Origin of the sequence: Arenibacter sp. F20364, from assembly GCF_023015905.1 — a bacterium.
GTDB lineage: Bacteria > Bacteroidota > Bacteroidia > Flavobacteriales > Flavobacteriaceae > Arenibacter.
Map to the genome: position 1 here is coordinate 1 of NZ_JALKBD010000014.1, position 19084 is coordinate 19084.

General features: G+C 37.1%; 17 protein-coding genes. 8 read left to right on the forward strand and 9 right to left on the reverse strand.

Going from position 1 to position 19084, the window contains the following annotated elements; all coding sequences use genetic code 11:
• The 6 genes from MWU84_RS12760 to MWU84_RS12785 form a co-directional block, all read right to left on the reverse strand.
• On the reverse strand, positions 1-387 hold a 387-nt coding region (locus MWU84_RS12760), incomplete at its 3' end, for a hypothetical protein (RefSeq protein ID WP_246901868.1).
• A gap of 158 nt (positions 388-545) precedes the next feature.
• Entirely contained in the window at positions 546-1715 is a 1170-nt protein-coding gene (locus MWU84_RS12765; RefSeq protein ID WP_246901869.1) for a HEPN/Toprim-associated domain-containing protein, read from the reverse strand.
• 254 nt (positions 1716-1969) lie between these two features.
• Positions 1970-2953: a hypothetical protein gene (locus tag MWU84_RS12770; protein WP_246901870.1), complete on the reverse strand. Its 984-nt coding sequence runs from the start codon at positions 2951-2953 to the stop codon at positions 1970-1972.
• Between the two features lie 9 nt (positions 2954-2962).
• A complete protein-coding gene (locus MWU84_RS12775) occupies positions 2963-3448 on the reverse strand; it encodes an XF1762 family protein (RefSeq protein ID WP_246901871.1) in 486 nt (161 codons plus the stop codon).
• Between the two features lie 167 nt (positions 3449-3615).
• Complete coding sequence (locus tag MWU84_RS12780) at positions 3616-4587, reverse strand: HNH endonuclease signature motif containing protein (RefSeq protein WP_246901872.1); 972 nt, start codon at positions 4585-4587, stop codon at positions 3616-3618.
• A 3-nt stretch (positions 4588-4590) separates the two neighbouring features.
• Complete coding sequence (locus tag MWU84_RS12785) at positions 4591-5088, reverse strand: helix-turn-helix transcriptional regulator (RefSeq protein ID WP_246901873.1); 498 nt, start codon at positions 5086-5088, stop codon at positions 4591-4593.
• Positions 5089-5292: 204 nt separating this feature from the next.
• Between MWU84_RS12785 and MWU84_RS12790 the strand changes: the two genes are divergently transcribed.
• The gene (locus tag MWU84_RS12790) at positions 5293-6411 is read left to right on the forward strand and encodes a hypothetical protein (RefSeq protein ID WP_246901874.1); all 1119 of its coding nucleotides are present in this window, start codon (positions 5293-5295) and stop codon (positions 6409-6411) included.
• Here MWU84_RS12790 and MWU84_RS12795 read toward each other — a convergent pair.
• Both MWU84_RS12795 and MWU84_RS12800 read right to left on the reverse strand, forming a co-directional pair.
• The gene (locus tag MWU84_RS12795; protein WP_246901875.1) at positions 6325-7545 is read right to left on the reverse strand and encodes a site-specific integrase; all 1221 of its coding nucleotides are present in this window, start codon (positions 7543-7545) and stop codon (positions 6325-6327) included. The two genes, MWU84_RS12790 and MWU84_RS12795, sit on opposite strands and share 87 nt — an antisense overlap.
• A gap of 358 nt (positions 7546-7903) precedes the next feature.
• Positions 7904-8851: a helix-turn-helix transcriptional regulator gene (locus MWU84_RS12800; protein ID WP_246901876.1), complete on the reverse strand. Its 948-nt coding sequence runs from the start codon at positions 8849-8851 to the stop codon at positions 7904-7906.
• Positions 8852-8994: 143 nt separating this feature from the next.
• Here MWU84_RS12800 and MWU84_RS12805 point away from each other — a divergent pair, with 143 nt between their 5' ends.
• Together MWU84_RS12805 and MWU84_RS12810 are read left to right on the forward strand one after the other, a co-directional pair.
• Positions 8995-9708: a DUF975 family protein gene (locus MWU84_RS12805; protein WP_246901877.1), complete on the forward strand. Its 714-nt coding sequence runs from the start codon at positions 8995-8997 to the stop codon at positions 9706-9708.
• A gap of 335 nt (positions 9709-10043) precedes the next feature.
• Positions 10044-10373 carry a YegP family protein gene (locus MWU84_RS12810; protein ID WP_246901878.1) on the forward strand — a complete coding sequence of 110 codons (330 nt, stop codon included), beginning with the start codon at positions 10044-10046 and terminating at the stop codon, positions 10371-10373.
• A 193-nt stretch (positions 10374-10566) separates the two neighbouring features.
• Here MWU84_RS12810 and MWU84_RS12815 read toward each other — a convergent pair whose 3' ends face one another.
• Positions 10567-12951: an outer membrane beta-barrel family protein gene (locus tag MWU84_RS12815; protein ID WP_246901879.1), complete on the reverse strand. Its 2385-nt coding sequence runs from the start codon at positions 12949-12951 to the stop codon at positions 10567-10569.
• Between the two features lie 210 nt (positions 12952-13161).
• On the opposite strand from MWU84_RS12815, the gene MWU84_RS12820 reads away from it, so the two are divergent.
• From MWU84_RS12820 to MWU84_RS12840, 5 genes are all read left to right on the forward strand, one after another.
• A complete protein-coding gene (locus MWU84_RS12820) occupies positions 13162-14178 on the forward strand; it encodes a histidine kinase (protein WP_246901880.1) in 1017 nt (338 codons plus the stop codon).
• A complete protein-coding gene (locus tag MWU84_RS12825; RefSeq protein ID WP_246901881.1) occupies positions 14175-14882 on the forward strand; it encodes a LytTR family DNA-binding domain-containing protein in 708 nt (235 codons plus the stop codon). The genes MWU84_RS12820 and MWU84_RS12825 overlap by 4 nt, the downstream gene beginning before the upstream one ends.
• Before the next feature lie 233 nt (positions 14883-15115).
• Entirely contained in the window at positions 15116-16546 is a 1431-nt protein-coding gene (locus MWU84_RS12830; protein ID WP_246901882.1) for a glycoside hydrolase family 28 protein, read from the forward strand.
• Between the two features lie 27 nt (positions 16547-16573).
• The gene (locus MWU84_RS12835) at positions 16574-17584 is read left to right on the forward strand and encodes a DUF4861 family protein (RefSeq protein WP_246901883.1); all 1011 of its coding nucleotides are present in this window, start codon (positions 16574-16576) and stop codon (positions 17582-17584) included.
• A gap of 6 nt (positions 17585-17590) precedes the next feature.
• On the forward strand, positions 17591-18838 hold the full coding sequence (locus MWU84_RS12840; protein ID WP_246901884.1) for a glycoside hydrolase family 88 protein: 1248 nt from the start codon (positions 17591-17593) through the stop codon (positions 18836-18838).
• Positions 18839-19084: the final 246 nt, after the last annotated feature.

The window sequence follows — 19084 nt, forward strand, 5'->3', positions numbered from 1 at the left end:
ACCGAAATCCCTCAGGGAAGTGGCGCAGTTTGAACCGAAATCACTGGCGCAATGAAACCGAAAAGCCTGGCGCAATTTGGTCCGAAGTATCCACTTATCATTACAGTTCAAATGATTTTCTTTAAAACCTCTGTCAAAGTGGGTAAGCAAGAAAATATAAGTTTCTTTAAGTTTTCCTAATCGGTTTGAAAGTGTAATATTCCAGTAATGTAGGTTGTTTTTTGTGGATGTTTCTTCAAGGGTGTTTTTTAGTCCAAATATCGATTCGAAAGGATTTATTTTATCAAATTTGAATCTGATAAAATCTGGGAGTTTTTCTTTCAATCTGTTTCTTTCCTCTAAGGTCGGATATTTATAATGTTTTGATTTGAATGTTCTTTTACCCATGTTTGTTTTATGTGCCTTGCAGATAAAGTTAAGGCTATGGTTGCGATTTGGGAAATCCCCTAGCATTTTTAGGGCGGAAATCGTTTCTGATTAATAGTAATAAATTATACCTATTGAAAATGGTAAGACTGAATTATAGCCAATATATGGGCTGGGTTTTATTTAAGTCCATTAAATATTTCATTTAGCAGGCAATTCATTTCAAAATACTCATCATTTAGAGAGTTTTTTAATTTTTTTCTAAATTCATCTTGAACATATGCCTTTTCAGCTAGCTCACCTTGATATTTTTTTTCTTTATCATTGAAGTTTTTCCACCGTATTGGAATTAGGTTGTTTTCTTTAGTAAGAACATCAATCCCTAAATACATTTCAATACCACATGCTAAACCATTAATATTCATAACCTTTTTACCTGTTGGTCCAACTGTTGGATAATTTTCAGCTATTGCAGTATCAGGAAATTTTAAAACACGAATATTATCAGTTAAAAAATGTGAATTTAGTTTATTCATTTCCATTATTCCTGTTGTGTCATTATCAAACAAGGCTAGAATAGGATGCTTAACATTTGCAGCTGCAAATGAAGTAACAAGTTTTACTAAAGCAGATGCATTGCTTTCAATTTTATATTCTTGAAAATCGATGAAATGATAATAGTTTGTTAAGTGTGGATATAGTTTTTCAATACTCTGTGAAATAAATTCAACGTCTGTCTTACCTTCTGTAAGTACAATTATTTTTTCATAATCTACAGTTCTTGCAACTTCTTCATCTAACCAGCCATTCTCAATAACACCTGATAAATCATATTCCACAAATGCGTTATCGTCTATGACGCTAAGAATTGAATGTAAGTGGCATTCTAATGATTGCCCGTAAATACCAAGGTCCCCAGCTATTAGACTATCTTTAAGATTTGTAAATAGCTCATCATAATGTTTCGATTTCTGTGAGATTATTGTCTTTATTTCTTTTTTATACTTGTCATAGGAAACTTGACTTAACGGAAAACTATAAAAAGCTTCCTCTTTCGCAATTTTCTTTGCTTGAATAAAATCTTTTCTTGCTTTTTTTGGCGAATTTCCATAAATCTCAAGCCTTTCCCGACAAACCTTAGCCTTCTGTTTAAAACCTTTAAATTCATATAATTCTTCATCTCCTTCGTATCTGTCACCCCAAAGCATTTGGTTTTTTGATGAATTCTTTCGATGCTCCACTATAAAATCTTCTGGTTGGAATATTAAATTCACTATTTCTTGGAAATACCAGTTCTTATTATTAAATGCCGAATAATCGTCAAATGTTATTGAACAATAAGTCCCCATATTAATTATTTCTGTTTATCATCGTGTAGTTGCTCTTCCTGTTCGCTAAGGCACAGCGATTTAGCTCTATGCACTGTACGTGAGCAAACTAGTGTTTACTTTCCGCCATGCATTTAGCAAATTCTTTTGTTTTTAATTTTTGTCCCGATTAAAAGCAAAACCAAAAGTTATTTATACTTTATAAAAATACGAAACCCCCTCGATTTAGCCCAAAGCCCATTTTGTTGATGGGTTTTGCTGTATCCCGTACTTTTTTACTTCTTGTTGAAAAAATAAAATAATAATGTAGAACTTAAAACTAGTAAAAAAACGCCCAGCACAAGACCTGAGTCAATTGGAGATTGCCAGCTGAATAACCTAGAAAATGAATCATAGCCATCTTTTACCAGTACGAAACCAACCAAGGCTAAAAGTGTTAAAATTCCAAAAGCGATTGGTTTAAAATATCCAATACTTTTACTGATTTCAATATTTAAATTGTATTCCGTATTAATCAAATTATCCACACTTGTTGGGCTAAACGAAATAATCGAAGAATCATTTGAGACATTTAAACTTTTTATATAAATGGGTACCGATATATCATCATACTGTGCGGTAATTTCAATTGGGTTAGAAATATTTGCTGTTACATCCATTGATGATGACGTAAAAGACAACTTAGATTCTGATTCTTTTGGGTTGCCAATTGACAATTCTATGAAATACTTTTTTCCGTGACTTAATTTATACCAACTTGCTTTTTTGTCCTTTCTGTGTTTTATAGGAATTACTTTTCCATTGTAATCGGTTATTGATTTAATGTGGTAGAACAGCATATCTTTAAAACTATCTTTTACTTGTTCTATTTTATCAATCCAATTAATGTCTTCGTTTTTGAATTTAATGTTCTGAGAAGTAAAAAATTTATCTGTTGGCTTTTCTTTTTCTAATTCGAGGTTAGTAAACTTATCAAGTTCCATATAGGCATGAAACAAACCAGTTTCTTCATTTATCTCTACTTTAACAAGTTTTGCTTTTCGGATAGGAATATTTTTATTTTCTTTAGTAAGGGTGTAGAATATTATTACTTCTTTCCCAATGTAATCGTTCAATTGGGTTACAATACTATCATCAACATATTTCTTCTTATACCTAAAATGAACAATAAATCCCTTAGGCATGGATAATACCTTATAGATATCCGCCTTGTACAATGTTCTTGCATCTGAACTATATGAACAAATCATTGTTTCCATACTATAAAGTTATATAATATTTTCCCATCTGAATTTTTTCAATTGGTAAATTTCCAATTTATCTCTTTTTTTTCCATCCTTGTCTGATTTGTATTTCCAGTCATTATGAGGCATTAATTCTGCAACTTTGTCCCATCCAGCTCCTTTTAATGAAGCACCACATTCTTTTTGTAAAGTATAGGTGATAATCCTGTCCCCACCCATAATTTTCCAAATTTTACTACATTTAGATAAAAGGAAACTCGCAGCACCCATAGGGGCATTTTCTTTTATACAAAGTCTAGTGACCTCAAGTGTTTTTCCATCCATATAAGTTGCTGAAACTGGATTTCCAGCAATTAAAACACCAATAATTTCTTCGCTTTCCTTGTCAATAGCGGATAATGCCCATTTACCTCCGTTTCTAGCTGTCGGCCTATGATGTCTATGGTTTTCCTTTACAAATTCATTTGCCTTTGCAATTGTAGTTGGTTTAGTAATAAAATTTTTGGCCATGAAATACTCTAATATTTCTTGTTAGTATTTGTTACAACGGTCTTCTTAAGAATAGTTGCGGTTTATTTGCGAGGATTTTCCGAAGGAAAATCAGATGTTACAAAATTGCAACGACTTTTGGTCAAGCACAATGTAGCATTTATTTTTATACGGCGTGTATCTAGCGTTTAACAATAATCATCTATAGAATCTTCTCCATTCCATTCAAGTCCTAAAGCTAAATTAAATTGTTTTTGTGCTCCGATTAAAGTGAAAAAAGTGCCGAGGCTTTCATGAATAAATTTTTCAGTTTCAATATATACTTTAGCCAGTGCAAATGGTTTTATGTTATCGCTAGCGGTTATAACTAACAATTCTTTTTCGTTTTCAGATGTTTCTGCGTTCACAACAGTAGATTCTCCATATTGATGCATTGAAAAAGTGATTCCTTTCACAAGTTTTCCCTTATAAGTTTTAATAGAATTATCGGTTAATGATTTTGGACAATTTGGGAATTCAGATTGAGTTTTCCAGTTTTTTTGAATTGCATTAGATGTTAAAGATTTAATTAGTGGTTTTTCCTCAATAAAAGTATCTATTTGTTGACCAAAATTTGAAAATATCCATTCGCCTAATTGCCCACCAGTTGGGATTTTGCCCTCTTTAGCCCAATGAAGTAAATTATTTCTTGAGTTGTCTGATTCCTCTTTTGTAACAGTTCGCATCCAATCAAAGTTTTGTTCAAGCTCACCATCCAATGGTTTTGAAGGATTTAAAAGGAAATTATCAATACTACCATACTTGTAGACTATCTTAGATAGAGTTATTGGATTTATTAGAATATTTTCTAATCTTGTTATCCACCTTAAGTTGTCAGGTCTATTATTTTTCTTATTAGTGTCAATATGGTCGACAATATGTTTTTCCGATGGCTGTTTTCCATGAAAAGCAGTTGCCACAATCCTATGAACTGTTTCTGATGAAAAGTTCATATATCCTTTTTGTTTACAAGGTTTGCCAAAAGTCCACTTTTCGTCTAGAGGTCTTTTTCTTTTGTTTGATTTTTGACATCTTAAGATTGAACCGTTGTCTCTAACAGAATAATGCTCGTCTTTGTATATGCACTCGCATTCTTTTTTAAAGTAATTTAAATTGACCATAATTTAAGAATTTTTAGGGTCAACGAAACCAATCATTTCTATTTTGGAACCAAGAGCAAGAGCAATTTTCGAAAGTACATCTAGACCAACAGAATACCGTCCTTGTTCAATCCGGCTAAGGTTGGCTGCATCTATATTAGCCAGTTGAGCAAGTATTTTTGCTTCAATATTCTTTTCTTTTCGTAATTCACGTATTTTGGCTCCAATTCTTATTCTTTCTTGATGAAGAAAAATTCTTTCATCTTCCCTATCGCCTTTTCCTCCATTAATTGCTAGTCCTTCGAAATAATTCATTTGTATCCAAATCCAATATTGCATACCCATACCTGTATTATCTCCGATATTATCTTTGGAATATTTTTCAGAATAATATGCTAATCTTTCAGCATAGTATTTTTGGTCTTGTTTAGGAGTTGGAAAAAGAGTTTTCCAAATGAATTTCTCTCCGTCTTGAGCAGTAACTTCAATAGTAAAGTCATCTATGAATGTTGATTGTATCATAATTTTTTTGCCGTATTTATCGTGTTGTCGCCACTTTTAAAGTTATGAAACAAAGATAGAAAATAATTTTATAATTGGCATATTTGCCAATTATAAAATTATTATATACTAATTTCCGCCTTACCTTTTTCTTCTATTTACCATTGTACCTGCCAAGCTCTACCATTTAAATGAAAAAGCTAATTAATTAACTGAAAATAGAATATGAAGACAAAAGCCATTACAAGAAAAGCACTTTACGATTTAATTTGGGAAAAAAATCTACGAAATGTAGCACAACAAATTAATGTTAAATCACAAAATCTGAAAAAAATCTGTGTGGAGGAAGATATTCCAACGCCGCATGCTGGGTATTGGATAAAAATTAAGCATGGCAAGCCGGCATTCAAACCCGAATTAAGTGGTGATTTAGAAAGAGAAATAGTATTAGAGGGAATAGCAATAAAGGAATCCAAGTTTATTTCAGAGTCTTTCAGTTTAACTAAACCACATCAACTGATTAAAGAAGCTAGGGAAGGGTTAAAGCAAGCCAAACCAATGTTTTTGTATAATTCTCCTCAAATGGTTACTACTGGCAGGAATCAAATAGATATCACAGTAAGTCCAAACCTGATTAAAAAGTCTTTGGTTTTTATGGACAAACTAATTAAATATTTAGAAGCAAAGAACCATACTATAGGCTATAAAAAGCATTATGGCACCATTATGGGAGTAAGGAACATAGAATTTGAGGTTTCATTAAGGGAAAAATCCAAGCGATCAAAAGAGACGGATTCAGTTTATGAGTCTTATAAGATGGTACCAACAGGTACCCTTATTTTTAAAACACGGGGATATCCCTATCGAGAATGGGTAAGTACTAAAAATAAGACCTTAGTACAAAAGATACCAGACATTATAGGCTATTTGGAGGAAAAGGCTGATGAGAGAAATCAATTGAAAATTATCCATAAAGAGAATATGAAACGTCAGGAGCAGGAGCGATTGGAAAAGGAAAGGCAGCAAAATCTGATAATAGCCGAAAAAGAAAAATTCAATAATTTTTACGAAAACTCTTTACGCTATGATAAAGCACAGCAGTTACGAAAATATATCACGGTAATTGAGCAACAGAATAAAGATTCTGGAATGAAAGATAATTTCGCAGATTTAGTTTACTGGGCAAAGAAAAAGGCCGATTGGGTTGACCCTTTAATAGAACATGATGATCCTATTTTAGGAAACTATTCTGATTATTTACCTTGTTGGTTGCAGCAGTACTTCAAGGGCTTTGTCCACAATATCAGTATCCAGTTCTTTAAGATAGGCCTGGGTAACCGCTAAATTCTGATGTCCCAGGGATTCACTGATTACATCAGTGGCCACACCCTTTTGTTTGAGGCAATTGGCAAAACTATGGCGAGCAACATAACTGCTTACATTTTTGGTGATATTGCACAGTTTAGCTACTTCCTTGAGCTCTATATTATAAATCCCCAACATTTTATGCTTCCGATCAGCAAGTTGGGTGGGGGAATAGTCTTCGCGAAAAAGCAGGGGAAGTACATATTTGTTGCCATAACCATGTTCTCGATAATAGTCCAATATTTTCTGAACAGGGGGCATAATGGCTATGGAGAAGTTTCCTTTGGTCTTCGCTCTGGTGTAATAGATGACATTTGCTTCAACATCTTTCCATTCCAAGCACATCATATCCGCAAAGTTCATTCCCCTCGTATAGAAGCTGAAAACAAAGTAATTTCTGGTATTGATTAAATGTGGGTGGTCAGACAGATCTAAATTGATGATACGGATGATTTCTTCATAATCCAATGCACGTTTAAACCCTTTGCCTCTTAACCTCGATATTTTATAGGTTTTAAATGGATATAGATTTTCCTTGATGACACCACGTGCTATAGCTTTATTAAACAATGCCCTTATAGCACGCATTTTTACACCAACACCGCCATCAGTGCCACCTCTAGATCGTAGGAATGCATCATATTTACTTAAAAAAGTATGGTTTACATCCCTAAATTTGAGCTTCTTTATTTTATAAAATATTTGAATTGAAGTTTTCGTGTCCTTATAGGATTTAGCGTTTCCTATACGTCCGGCAAAGGTCATTTCTTTTATAATTTCATCAAAAAAAGCAAAAACATCGTTACTGACAGGATTGAAAGTAATTCTGTATCGATTATCAAAATCTTGTAAGGTATAGTCAGGATTTTCAATTTCCAATTCGGTAACAATTTTGTATGCTCTTTCTTTAAATTTTATGAGCAGTCGATTATTTTGTACATAATTGGAATTACGTTTATTAAATTTTTCACTAACAGCTACCCATTCGTCCGCTGTTGCCGTATAAGGAGTCTTATAATATCTACATTGTCTATTTTTGGTTACACGTAAATAAACAGGATGCCCATTCACATCTGATTTTTTTTTCTTTACAACAATTTTTAAATTAGCCATATTTAGTATTTTAGGTCAAACATTTCGGTGCTATTAGTCCATAACATGCTTAATACCTGAAACTTATTACTTGGAATTAGGTCAAACATAGGTCAAACAAATGGGATAATAAATGTAAAATTTATATTACCAAATACAAAACAATTTTTCATAAAATATTGATAATCAGATTATAAGAAGACAAATGACGCTACAAGAAACCACCACTTTTGAGGCTGTTAATCAGAGGGTCCTTGGTTCGAGCCCAAGAGGGGGAGCTTTTTATAGAAATCCAATCTATTTGTTTAGGTTGGATTTTTTTGTTTTAGGTTAGTAAACATGGGGACTACCTTGGTTATAGCTGTAATGAATTTCAATGCTACCCATTCACCATTTGCATCAACTTCATACGATTACTAATACCGATTTTGCTATAAATCCTATGCGTATGGTCTTTTACTGTCTGAAGGCTTATGAACAGTGCGTCAGCTATTTGTTGATTGGTCTTACCTAAGCAGATTTGCTCAATAATCTCTCTTTCACGCTTCGAGATTTCAAATTTACGGTATATATATTCTTTTCTATCTTTTTTTGGATTTTGGGCCTTAGAAGGGGTAAAAACGAATTGGGCATTTAGTTTCAGATAGAACAAGGGGATAAAATTTGAAATAAAATACACTAATATCAATAGGGCAACTACCCAGGGATTAGTAAAGGCAAAGGGCAATACCGCCACTCTTAATGCGAGTGCCAAAAGCATCAAGAAACCAAAACGGATCACTATTTTTTTATTGGATTGTTTTTGACTTTTTGAAAAGTGCCGGACAATGCCCGCGAATATGAGCATATAGCCAATTTCCAAACCAAGGAATATGGCCATTTCAGTTTTAATGGGATGTTCTAATATAAAAGCTGGAATAGGATCCACTAAAAAGTATATTACTGTAACTACAGCGATTACAATGGCCAAAAAATAGGCATAGTTACGAAACGCTTTAACCTTTGATTTCTCGCCAACCAGGGAAAATCCCATTTTAACCAACATGTACCAGGAAATAAGCAAAAAGGGTACACCAAGAACAGGTAAAAAATTGGTTACCGTTTTCACGGAATAAGCATCAACCTCAATTGAAGTGAGTATAACCCGCATTATGATCGGTGCCCAAATACCATAAAAGGCAAATGAAAAAAAGGTGACCAAATAATAAAAGTAGTTGCGATTAAATTCGGTATTGTAAGTGGTAATGAATTGGTGGCCCACCAATATACTTGCCGCTGCAATGGCGGCACAAAAAACAAATACGACTATGAAGGTTAAACTGAGCAACTATACGTCTGTTATAGGATAAAAGTATAAAAATGTAGCTAATACCAACCCCTACCTAAGTAGTGATTTTATTTTCACTACTATAGTTGGTATGAATTTGAATAAGTCGGTCTTAAATTTGTATGAATTTAAAATCGATACTTATGGAAATCATCAAAGAAGAAAGAAAGCCTGAAGCAACTATTACTGGAAGTTACGGTTATGGTTGGCAGCAGATGTGGAAACACTTTTTGTATTTATTTTTAGTGATGATCATTGTGGGTATTGCCGAATCTCCCACTTCCATTGTTCGGGATTCCGATGCCGAGAATTCTCCTGGAATGATAATTTTACAGATTCTGGCAGCGGTTTATTGGTTGTTGGTTTTTTCCGTCGTGAAATACGGTGGCAATTTAATGTACTTACGTGCCATTCGTAATGAAAAATTCGAAATCAGTGAGATGTTCGATGGCTTTAAAAAGAATTACATCAATATCATCCTTGCCAATTTGCTCACCTTTGCGATTATAGGTTTAGGGTTTGTTTTGCTAATTGTACCCGGAATTATTCTGGCCTGTAGGTTAGCATTCGTTTCCTATCTGGTCATGGATAAAAATATGGAACCTGTTGCCGCCATTGAAAAAAGCTGGGAAATGACCAAAGGACATGGTTGGCAAATTTTTGGAATGGGATTGCTTGTAATTCCTATAGTTATAGGTGGACTCCTCTGTTTTATCGTTGGGATTGTATTTTCCATTATATGGATTTCTGCTGCTTTTGCCTCAATGTACCATGCCATTGACCTTGAAGAAATGAAACAATTGAATGATGAATTCGTCGATGGGAATAAACCTACTCCGTCGGAAGGGCAATCATAGGTTGGTTTTTTTGTTTAAGGTATATTCTACATTACCGAACTGTATTATGAGCACTAATTGTACTTTATAACCAAATGCCAACTTTCCGAGTTATTGAGGAATAAAAGGTTAGCTAATAGGCTACCGCCTCAAATCTCGGGGGATCCTTTTTTTGAGCTAGGATAATAATTAAATTTATATCGTTACCAGACTAGTTCTTTTAGATAATTCAATGTCTCGCTTGTATCATGTTATCATTATGTTATATCAGATCTTTTCGAGGGCACTGGGTTAATTTATTCAAATGGCTGTCCAAAAAAAAATGTTATATTTAAGTCTAATAATTAAATATTACAATGGGAAAATTTGAAATTAAGAAAGACAAATCCGGACAGTTTCGGTTTAATTTAAAGGCATCCAACGGACAGATCATTTTGGGAAGTGAGGCGTACACCACGAAAGCAGCTTGTGATAATGGGATAGCATCCGTAAGAAATAATTCGCAGGAAGATGGCAGATATGAGCGCAATACGGCCAAGGATGGCAGCCCTTACTTTAACCTTAAGGCTTCCAATGGTCAAGTCATCGGGAAAAGTGAAATGTATTCAAGTACCACTGCCATGGAAAATGGGATAGCTTCGGTGAAGAAAAATGCCCCTGAGGCAACAGTTGAAGATAACTCATGATGTTCTTTGCAATAACAACAGCACAGGTTAATAATTACTTGGAAAGGCAGTCATAAAGGCTGTCTTTTTTTGTCCATTTGGTAAGATAAAGCTACCCTGGATGGAGGCGAAGGGAGACACAGAAAGGAGCAAAATCAAAAATCCAACCTTTGAATAGGTTGGATTTTTATGTTGGCCTATATGAGGGCTTATATTATCTTCGACGTTGCCCGGAATACTGCATGGCCTCTCCCTTACCGAAGCCATAGCTAAAGCCAAGGGCCACAAACGTGCCTCGTTGACGGCGATTGTACACCTCATAACTGGCCTGGGCAATTTGGCTCTCGTCCACCCTGGAGGCGAACAGGTCCCTTACACTTAAATTGAGTACGGCCTTGCCTTTCATTATATTTTTTCGAAGCCCCAAATCCATAAATAGATTATCGCTAACCGCACTTTGTACCGTTTGGTAACTGGATTGATAGTTCCCGGTCATTTCCAAATCGAAATCTGCCGGAAGTTTAATTTTCGTCATTAATTTGGAAGACCATTGGTCATTGCCAAAATCGAAAACGGTAGTTTCAAAGACACCATCCCGTTGAAACTTATTATAATTAAAATCCCCGTTCAAGGTCAACCATTTTGCTGGGCTGTATTTGGCATTGAATTCAATTCCAGTGGCCTTATTGGTCCCAATATTCTCGGGCTTAAAGGTGCTAACGTTGTTTTCAAAGGTGGTAATCCGTTCTATTACATCGGTTGTATATCTGTGGTATACGCCAAAATTCAATGAGACCGCACCCAGGATATAAATGCTGGTAATTTCATAGGAATCGGTAAATTCTGGCTGTAGTTCCGGATTACCTTGGCGTACGCTATAATTATTTCGGATGTTGAAAAAGGGATTCAAATCCCACATCCTTGGTCGATATATACGTTTGGAATAGCCGGCTTGAAAAGATATCTTGTCGCTAATTTTATAGGAGGTATGTAGACTGGGGAAAAAGTTGCTGTAGTTTTGGTCATTGGCGGCATTGGTGGTAACCAAAAAGGTATTCTGATCGGTCTGTTCCAATCGTAATCCTCCCTTAATTCCCCATTTTTTGCCCTCATAGGAGCCGGTGCCATATAGTCCCAATACCTTTTGGTCAAATTCAAAAACGTTGGTCAGTCCAGGGTCGTTAACAAAGGATCCGTTGGTGAAATTATTTACTTCGTAATCATTGCTTACGTCGTTCATGACATATTGGGCCCCAGTTTCCAGAGTCCACTCCTCAGAAATGGGATTGGTATAATCTAGTTTAAAGGTAAATATAGCTTCTTTAAAATCGGTTCTGGTCTGTTGTCTGGAATCATTATCATCTCCCGAAATGGTGCTATTTAGGAATTCTGAGGATTGGTCCTTGCCGAAGAAATTGCCCAGACCGCTAAAAAGCAGGGTATGATCTTCATGGTTTTCAAAGTCCTTTTTATATTGTAGTTCATACTGAAATTTGGGATTTTTGGCATCGGTAACCTCGGTGCGCACCCATTCGGAAGTAATGGCGTCATTGGAATCTAGGGCAGCAAAAGTGGTGTTGGACGGTTGGTCCTCCATTTCCATGGCGAAGTTTCCGGAAAGCGTTAATACGTTGTTGTCGTTAATGTGGTAATCTGTGCCCAAAACCATATTATAGTAGGTCTCGTTTCGGTATTCTGTACCATAGCTGAGAATGGTGGTGTTGTTTTCCAGGTCTACATTCCGGGTCTCAATGTCGTTCGGCAGTTCCCGTAGTCCAATACCGAGTTGGGTGAAAAGGTTGAAATTCTCTGTCCGTCTATTTAGGCTCACTCCCACACTATGGCTATCGGGTGCTCCGGTATTTACCGAGATGGACCCATTGAGGCCTTTTCGTTCCTCTTTTTTCAACACAATATTGATAATGCCCGAAGTACCTTCTGCATCGTATTTGGCGGAAGGGTTCGTCATTACTTCGACCTTATCTATCATATCTGCGGTAATGGTTCCCAAGGCATTTCCTTCCTCACTGGCAATGATGGATGGCTTGCCGTTGATTAAAATTTGTACGCCTTGACTCCCCCTGAGGCTAATCCTACCTTCTATGTTAACGTTAACGGATGGGACGTTGTTAAGCACATCCAGGGCGCTAGCCCCAGTGGTACTTAGATCCTTGCCCACATTAAAAACGCGTTTGTCCAACTTAAATTCCGTACGTGAAACTTCTCCCTGCACCACTACTTCCTGTAATTGTTCCGCATCTTCAGAAAGCATTACTTCACCTAAATCTATAGTATTACCAGGCGTAGGGGGTGGTCCAAAAGTCTTGGTTTTAAAACCCAGAAAACTCACTTCTATATAAAAATCCGAGGCATTGGTCTCCAAAGAAAAACGTCCGTTATCCAATGTCGTGGTACCTTCCAATGGCTTTTTTGTTTCGTTGTCACCCACCATTACCGTAGCATAGGGAATGGGCTGGCCAGTGGATTCCTCAACCACAGTTCCCTTTATGGTCAGCCTGCCTTGCTGGGCCATGGCAACAGGGCAATAGAGCATTAAGGAACTAACAATAAACATTTGTACCAATATTTTTTTCATCATTTACTTTTTTTTAGTTTAATCGGAGGTCTAACAATTACAAAGATTCATTTTTTTAATAAGAGTGGATGGCAATATTCTGTGAACGACAAAAGTATTCCATTAAACGACAGCAAAGGGTTTTTAATGGAAACAACCGCTGTTTACAGGCCAATTTCTGCCGTTGGGGCAGCTCTATTTTATGAATTGGGGACAATAGTTTAGTTTTGAAGGATGAAAAAAGTAATGATTTCAAAGAAAGAACTTTTCTTTCAAGTCGTGCTCCATGTACTGGTGCTGCTTTTCTATTCCTTTGATAGGGAAAACCCCGGAATTACCTTCGATCAGGTGATTTTCTTTATGGTCTATGCCATAGCGGCGGCCTTTATCACCTATTTTTTGATGCCCCGCTTACTATACCGAAAGAAATATTGGCAGTTTGTGGGAATGGTTGTTTTGGTATTGTTTGTGGTTATATTGGCCGAAGAACTATTGGAAGTGGTCTTTTATCCAGGTACCAAAAGGGCGAGAATTGTTCCGGGAATTTATTTTGCCATTTTTGATGTCCTACCCATAATTGCCATATTAGCGGGGTTCAAATTTGCTTGGGATGCAATAACCTCCCAAAACGAAGTGGAAAAACTAAAGACCACGGCCCAAGAAAGTGAGCTGCAGTTCCTGAAATCCCAGATCAATCCCCATTTTTTGTTCAATAATTTGAACAACCTATATTCTTATGCAATCGACAATTCTTCCAAAACGCCCAGGATTATTTTGGAACTGTCCTCTGTGTTACGTTATATGCTTTACGACTGTAAGGAGAAATTCGTGCCCTTATCCAAAGAAATAGAGCACCTAAAAAATTTCACCCAACTTAGTGAGCTTCAGATCGAGGACCGTGGTACGGTTGAATTTAGTACTGAAATTATAGGCTCGGGATATCGTATTGCCCCTTTGATTTTGACTGTTTTTGTTGAAAATGCCTTTAAACATAGTACAGCGAGTCAATCCGAGGATATTTTTATTCGCGTAGATATAAAAGTGTCGGAGAACGGGATTTTAGATTTTGAGTGTACCAACTCTTTTCGTAGGGAAACAAATACGGATGACCTCTCTAAAGGGATAGGTCTGCAAAACGTAATTAAGCGTTTAAAGCTTATTTATCCCAGTGCGCATAACCTTTCTATTGAAGAAACTGATACCTTGTACTCCGTTAGGCTGAACATTCAACTTAAAAAGGGAAGTGCATGATTCGTTGTATTATCATTGAGGACCAACCACCGGCACAGCGTGTACTGCAAAAGTATGTTGGCGAAATGAACAATATGGAGCTGAGAGCTACTTTCGCGGATGCCTTGAAGGCTATGGATTACCTAAAAACAGAGCCTATAGACCTGATTTTTTTGGATATTCATTTACCGAAGATTTCCGGGATGGATTTTTTAAAGGCCCTGCACGACAAACCCCATGTAATTTTAACGACCGCATTTTCTGAATATGCGCTTGAAAGTTATGAATATCAGGTGTTGGATTATCTCTTGAAACCTTTTTCCTTCGAACGCTTCGTAAAGGCCGTTTCCAAAGTACCGGCACCCAGTGTATTAAAGCAGGCCCTTGTGCCGGAGACCAAGCCCCGGTCGGCAACGGAGGTACTTTTTATAAAATCGGGCTATGATCATTTGAGAATTGCCGTCGAAGATATTTTTTACATACAGTCGGAAGCGGACTATACCGAAATTTTTACTTCCGGAAAGAAACATTTAACTTCCCACTCCTTGAAGCATTGGCTACAGACACTCCCAACCGGAAAATTTGCGCAAGTACATAAATCCTATATTGTAAATACACAACATATCGTAAAGGTTTCTGGGAATCGTATTTTCTTTGACCAAGAAAATTTTATACCCATTGGTAGGGCCTATAGGGAAGATTTTGTAGAGCGTTACCTGAAGTAATTATTTGTTGAATATAAATTTTGTAATGGGCTTAGGGCTGTGATGGTCTGGGATTCTCCATTATTTTCCAATTTTATCAATTGTTTGCGGACCGGGATAAGTTCTTATTAAGATGAAAGACGCCGGATAGCTAGGTTCCGACTTTCTGGTTCACCTCAATTTTAACGTCTAAAATTATGCTGGCATGCACATCTTTATTATTTTAGCGTAATCGATTACATAAATTTAAGACTATGACAACCAGACCACTATTTTCCATAGGTATATTTCTCTTTTTTCTAATTTCAGGTCTTGCCCTTAACTCTTGCAAGGAAGCACAAAAAAAGCAATTGGAGGTTGTTGATGTATTTGCAGTGGCCGATAGGATTGTCAACGATATTGTTGTGCCGGAATTTCCCGACAGGAATTATAGTATTATGGATTTTGGAGCAGTACCCGATGGTACTACCGATAATACCCAAGCCATTAAACTGGCCATTGAAAGTTGTCACACCGAGGGTGGCGGCAAGGTAATTGTTCCTTCAGGACGTTTCTTGACCGGACCCATACATCTAAAGAGTAATGTTAACCTACATTTGGAGGAAGGGGCCGTGGTTTTGTTTTCCAAAGATTCCAAAGCCTATTTGCCGGTGGTGCATACTTCTTATGAAGGGGTGGAGCTCATGAATTACTCTCCACTTATTTATGCCTACAAGCAAAAGAATATTGCAGTAACCGGTAAGGGTATTTTTGATGGTCAAGCGGATAAAGCAAATTGGTGGCCATGGTGTGGCGCGGAGAGATATGGTTATATTGATGGTGAACCTCAACAAAAGGATGACCATAACTTGCCCAGGTTACGTAAGATGAATGAAGAGGCTACACCGGTTGAAAACCGTTTGTTTGGGGAAGGTTACCAATTGCGTCCAAGCTTTTTTGAACCTTTCGAGTGTGAAAATATACTGGTTAAAGGGGTAACTTTTACCAATGCCCCTTTTTGGGTGATGCACCCTATTAAATCAAACAATATTACCATTGATGGGGTAACAGTAAAAAGTCATGGGCCCAATAATGATGGATGCGATCCTGAGTATTCCAAAAACGTTCGTATCGCCAATTGTGTTTTTGATACCGGAGACGATTGTATTGCCATTAAGTCTGGGAGAAATGATGAAGGAAGAAGGGTTAATATACCGAGTGAAAATATTGTTGTAGAGAACTGCGAAATGAAGGATGGTCACGGTGGTGTTGTTATTGGAAGTGAAATTTCTGCTGGAGTAAGGAATGTTTATGTTAGAAACTGTAATATGGACAGCCCCAATCTGGATAGGGCCATTCGCATAAAGACCAATACGCTGAGAGGGGGTTTTGTAGAAAATGTTTTTGTGAAAAATATTAAGGTCGGGCAAGTAAAGGAGGCAGTGCTCAAAATTAATACCTACTACGCCATTTATGCCAATCAGGAGGGCGATTTTATTCCTTCGATCAAAAATATCCATTTAGAGGATGTTGAGGTGGAAAATGGTGGGGAATATGGGATTTTAATTAAAGGAAGGGTGGAGAGCCCGGTTGAAAATGTTACCCTGACCAATGTTCATATAAAAGGAGCAAAAACACCGCTATCAGTTGAAAATTCACAACCCATTATCTTTAAGAATACCACTATTAACGGAGTTGACTATTAAACTATAACTAACCATTACTAAGATCTCATGAAAAAAATTACAATTTTATGTCTCGCCTTTTTAGCATTGATGGCTTGCAAAGAGAAAGCATCCAAAAACGACATCAATACTGATGTAGAGGAAAATGCCGGGCTTGTTGCCGGCAAACCGCTTAAAACCTATGCTGAAATATCCATTAAGGAAGGCGGGGAATGGAACGGAAGAAAATATGTGGGCGGGGATAGCTTTAAGAATGTACAGGAACTTCAAGTTCCAAAAAATCACACAGACCATTCTTTTTTTATCCGCTATGAGGGACCGGGATGGGAAAACAATCAAGTTGGTTACAGGTTATATTTGGACTGGAGAAACGCCATAGATATCTATGGCAAGAAGGTAGATTCTTTGGTGTTGCCCTATGTCGGCCAAGATGGTTTTGACTCCTATCATGAACCCGCCCCCTGGGGGCAGGATATTTTAAAGGCGGGAAAATCTATGGGAATAGGAGGTTACGGCAGATTGGTAAACGATACGGTTGCCCATTTTAGAAAGGTAGATAACACCTATGCCAGAATTGAAAACTCGGAAAATAGCTCCTCTGTACATATTGATTATGAGGGGTGGGATACCGGTGATGAGCGCATAGATTTGGATGTGGTATTGACCATTTATCAGGAAGACAGGTTTACCAAAGCAACATTGACGCCCTCCAAGGATATTTCCGGCATATGTACGGGAATAGTAAAATTCGATAATATACCTTTAATCAAAAAGGATGGGGTAAAATGGGCGTATATTGCAACTTATGGTACCCAAACTTTGGCCACAGAAACCGATAAATTGGGAATGGCTGTTTTTTATAAAATCGATGAGGTGGTGGAGCAAAAGGAAGGGCTCAATGACCACCTTGTAGTTTTTAAACCGACCACGGAAAAAATTGCTTACTACTTTCTCGGAGCATGGGATCAGGAACCCAATGGTATAAAGGACCGGGCTTCGTTTATTTTGGATTTGGATAAAAAACTGGAAAAACTAAATACAACCAACTTGTTAAACTGATAAATCATGAAAAATTTAAGAACTTTTCTCTCTGCCTTTGTTATAGTTATTGGTTTATGGGCCACTTCTTGTAAGGAGGCAAAAGATAAATCCAAAGAAACTAATACGGCAACCACGGCCGAATTATTGGTTCCCGAAGATTTAAAATGGTCGGAGAGAATGTTGATTTCTGAAATTGAACGTTTTCCCGATGCCACCAAACTCGACTTTGTAGATAAACCCCGATGGAGCTATACCAACGGCTTGGTCCTATCTGCCGCTATCAAGGTTTACGAACAGACCAACAAGCAAGAATATTACGATTATATCTATGCGTATGCCGATGATTTAATAGATAGTACAGGGACTATAAAAACATACTCCCTGGAAGACCAGAATTTGGATATGATCAAGTCCGGGGATGTTTTGCTATACCTTTACGATAAGACAGGGGAAGAGCGTTTTCTAAAAGCCATGCAGACCTTGAGTAGCCAAATGGAGTCCCAGCCCAGAACTTCGGATGGTGGTTTTTGGCACAAAAAGCGATATCCTTACCAAATGTGGTTGGACGGGCTGTATATGGCAGAACCTTTTCACGCCCGTTACACTAACCTATTTGAAAATGATCCGGCTGAGGCCAAAAAAATCTACGATGACATTTTACTTCAATTCGATTTGATCCAAAAGCATAGTCGTGATGAAAAAACGGGCCTTTTATACCATGGATGGGATGAAAGTAGGGAGCAAAAATGGGCAGATAAAAAGACTGGGACCTCCCCGCATTTCTGGTCCAGGGCTATGGGTTGGTACGGAATGGCCATGGTAGATGTTCTGGATTTTTTACCTGAGGATCACCCTGGTCGCGATAGAATAATTACCTACCTCAATCAATTTGCTGAAGCTGTAACCAACTATCAGGATGAATCAGGTCTATGGTACCAGGTGCTGGACCAAGGTAATCGTGAAGGTAACTATTTGGAGGCATCTGGTAGTGCAATGTTCACCTACGCCTTTGCAAAAGGCGCCCAGAAAGGATATTTGCCCGAAAAATATTTAGAGGTTGCGGAAAAGGCCTATGCCGGAATATTGGATAATCTAATTTCTATTGAGGATAACGGTGTGGTTAATCTAAATCAAGTTTGCGGTGTGGCCGGTTTGGGAGGGGATCCGTATAGGGATGGTTCATATGAATATTATGTAAACGAAATTATTCGCCCCAACGACCCTAAGGGAACCGGACCGTTTATATTGGCGAGTTTAGTACTGAACAAATAATTATTGGAAAAGGATCCTCTTTTGACCTAGGAAGAAAACTAGCAGAGACCTTATTCCTTTTCTGAATGGACAAGTGTATCAACTAATTCATGTTAAATTGAAGAACTATTTAACATGAAATAGTTGAAAATTATACCATTCTTACAGGCCATTTTGGTGTGAGCGCTTCTTTCAAGGTAGCCGACTGCTTGCTTCAAGGCCTGGGTTTACTTGTATGGAATTTCACGGATAAAAATGACAAGGGCG

Coding starts and splice junctions, on each gene's coding strand:
- MWU84_RS12765 (WP_246901869.1), bottom strand. CDS start 1,715: ATGGGGACTTATTGTTCAATAACATTTGACGATTATTCGGCATTTAAT.
- MWU84_RS12770 (WP_246901870.1), bottom strand. CDS start 2,953: ATGGAAACAATGATTTGTTCATATAGTTCAGATGCAAGAACATTGTAC.
- MWU84_RS12775 (WP_246901871.1), bottom strand. CDS start 3,448: ATGGCCAAAAATTTTATTACTAAACCAACTACAATTGCAAAGGCAAAT.
- MWU84_RS12780 (WP_246901872.1), bottom strand. CDS start 4,587: ATGGTCAATTTAAATTACTTTAAAAAAGAATGCGAGTGCATATACAAA.
- MWU84_RS12785 (WP_246901873.1), bottom strand. CDS start 5,088: ATGATACAATCAACATTCATAGATGACTTTACTATTGAAGTTACTGCT.
- MWU84_RS12790 (WP_246901874.1), top strand. CDS start 5,293: ATGAAGACAAAAGCCATTACAAGAAAAGCACTTTACGATTTAATTTGG.
- MWU84_RS12795 (WP_246901875.1), bottom strand. CDS start 7,545: ATGGCTAATTTAAAAATTGTTGTAAAGAAAAAAAAATCAGATGTGAAT.
- MWU84_RS12805 (WP_246901877.1), top strand. CDS start 8,995: ATGGAAATCATCAAAGAAGAAAGAAAGCCTGAAGCAACTATTACTGGA.
- MWU84_RS12810 (WP_246901878.1), top strand. CDS start 10,044: ATGGGAAAATTTGAAATTAAGAAAGACAAATCCGGACAGTTTCGGTTT.
- MWU84_RS12815 (WP_246901879.1), bottom strand. CDS start 12,951: ATGATGAAAAAAATATTGGTACAAATGTTTATTGTTAGTTCCTTAATG.
- MWU84_RS12820 (WP_246901880.1), top strand. CDS start 13,162: ATGAAAAAAGTAATGATTTCAAAGAAAGAACTTTTCTTTCAAGTCGTG.
- MWU84_RS12825 (WP_246901881.1), top strand. CDS start 14,175: ATGATTCGTTGTATTATCATTGAGGACCAACCACCGGCACAGCGTGTA.
- MWU84_RS12830 (WP_246901882.1), top strand. CDS start 15,116: ATGACAACCAGACCACTATTTTCCATAGGTATATTTCTCTTTTTTCTA.
- MWU84_RS12835 (WP_246901883.1), top strand. CDS start 16,574: ATGAAAAAAATTACAATTTTATGTCTCGCCTTTTTAGCATTGATGGCT.
- MWU84_RS12840 (WP_246901884.1), top strand. CDS start 17,591: ATGAAAAATTTAAGAACTTTTCTCTCTGCCTTTGTTATAGTTATTGGT.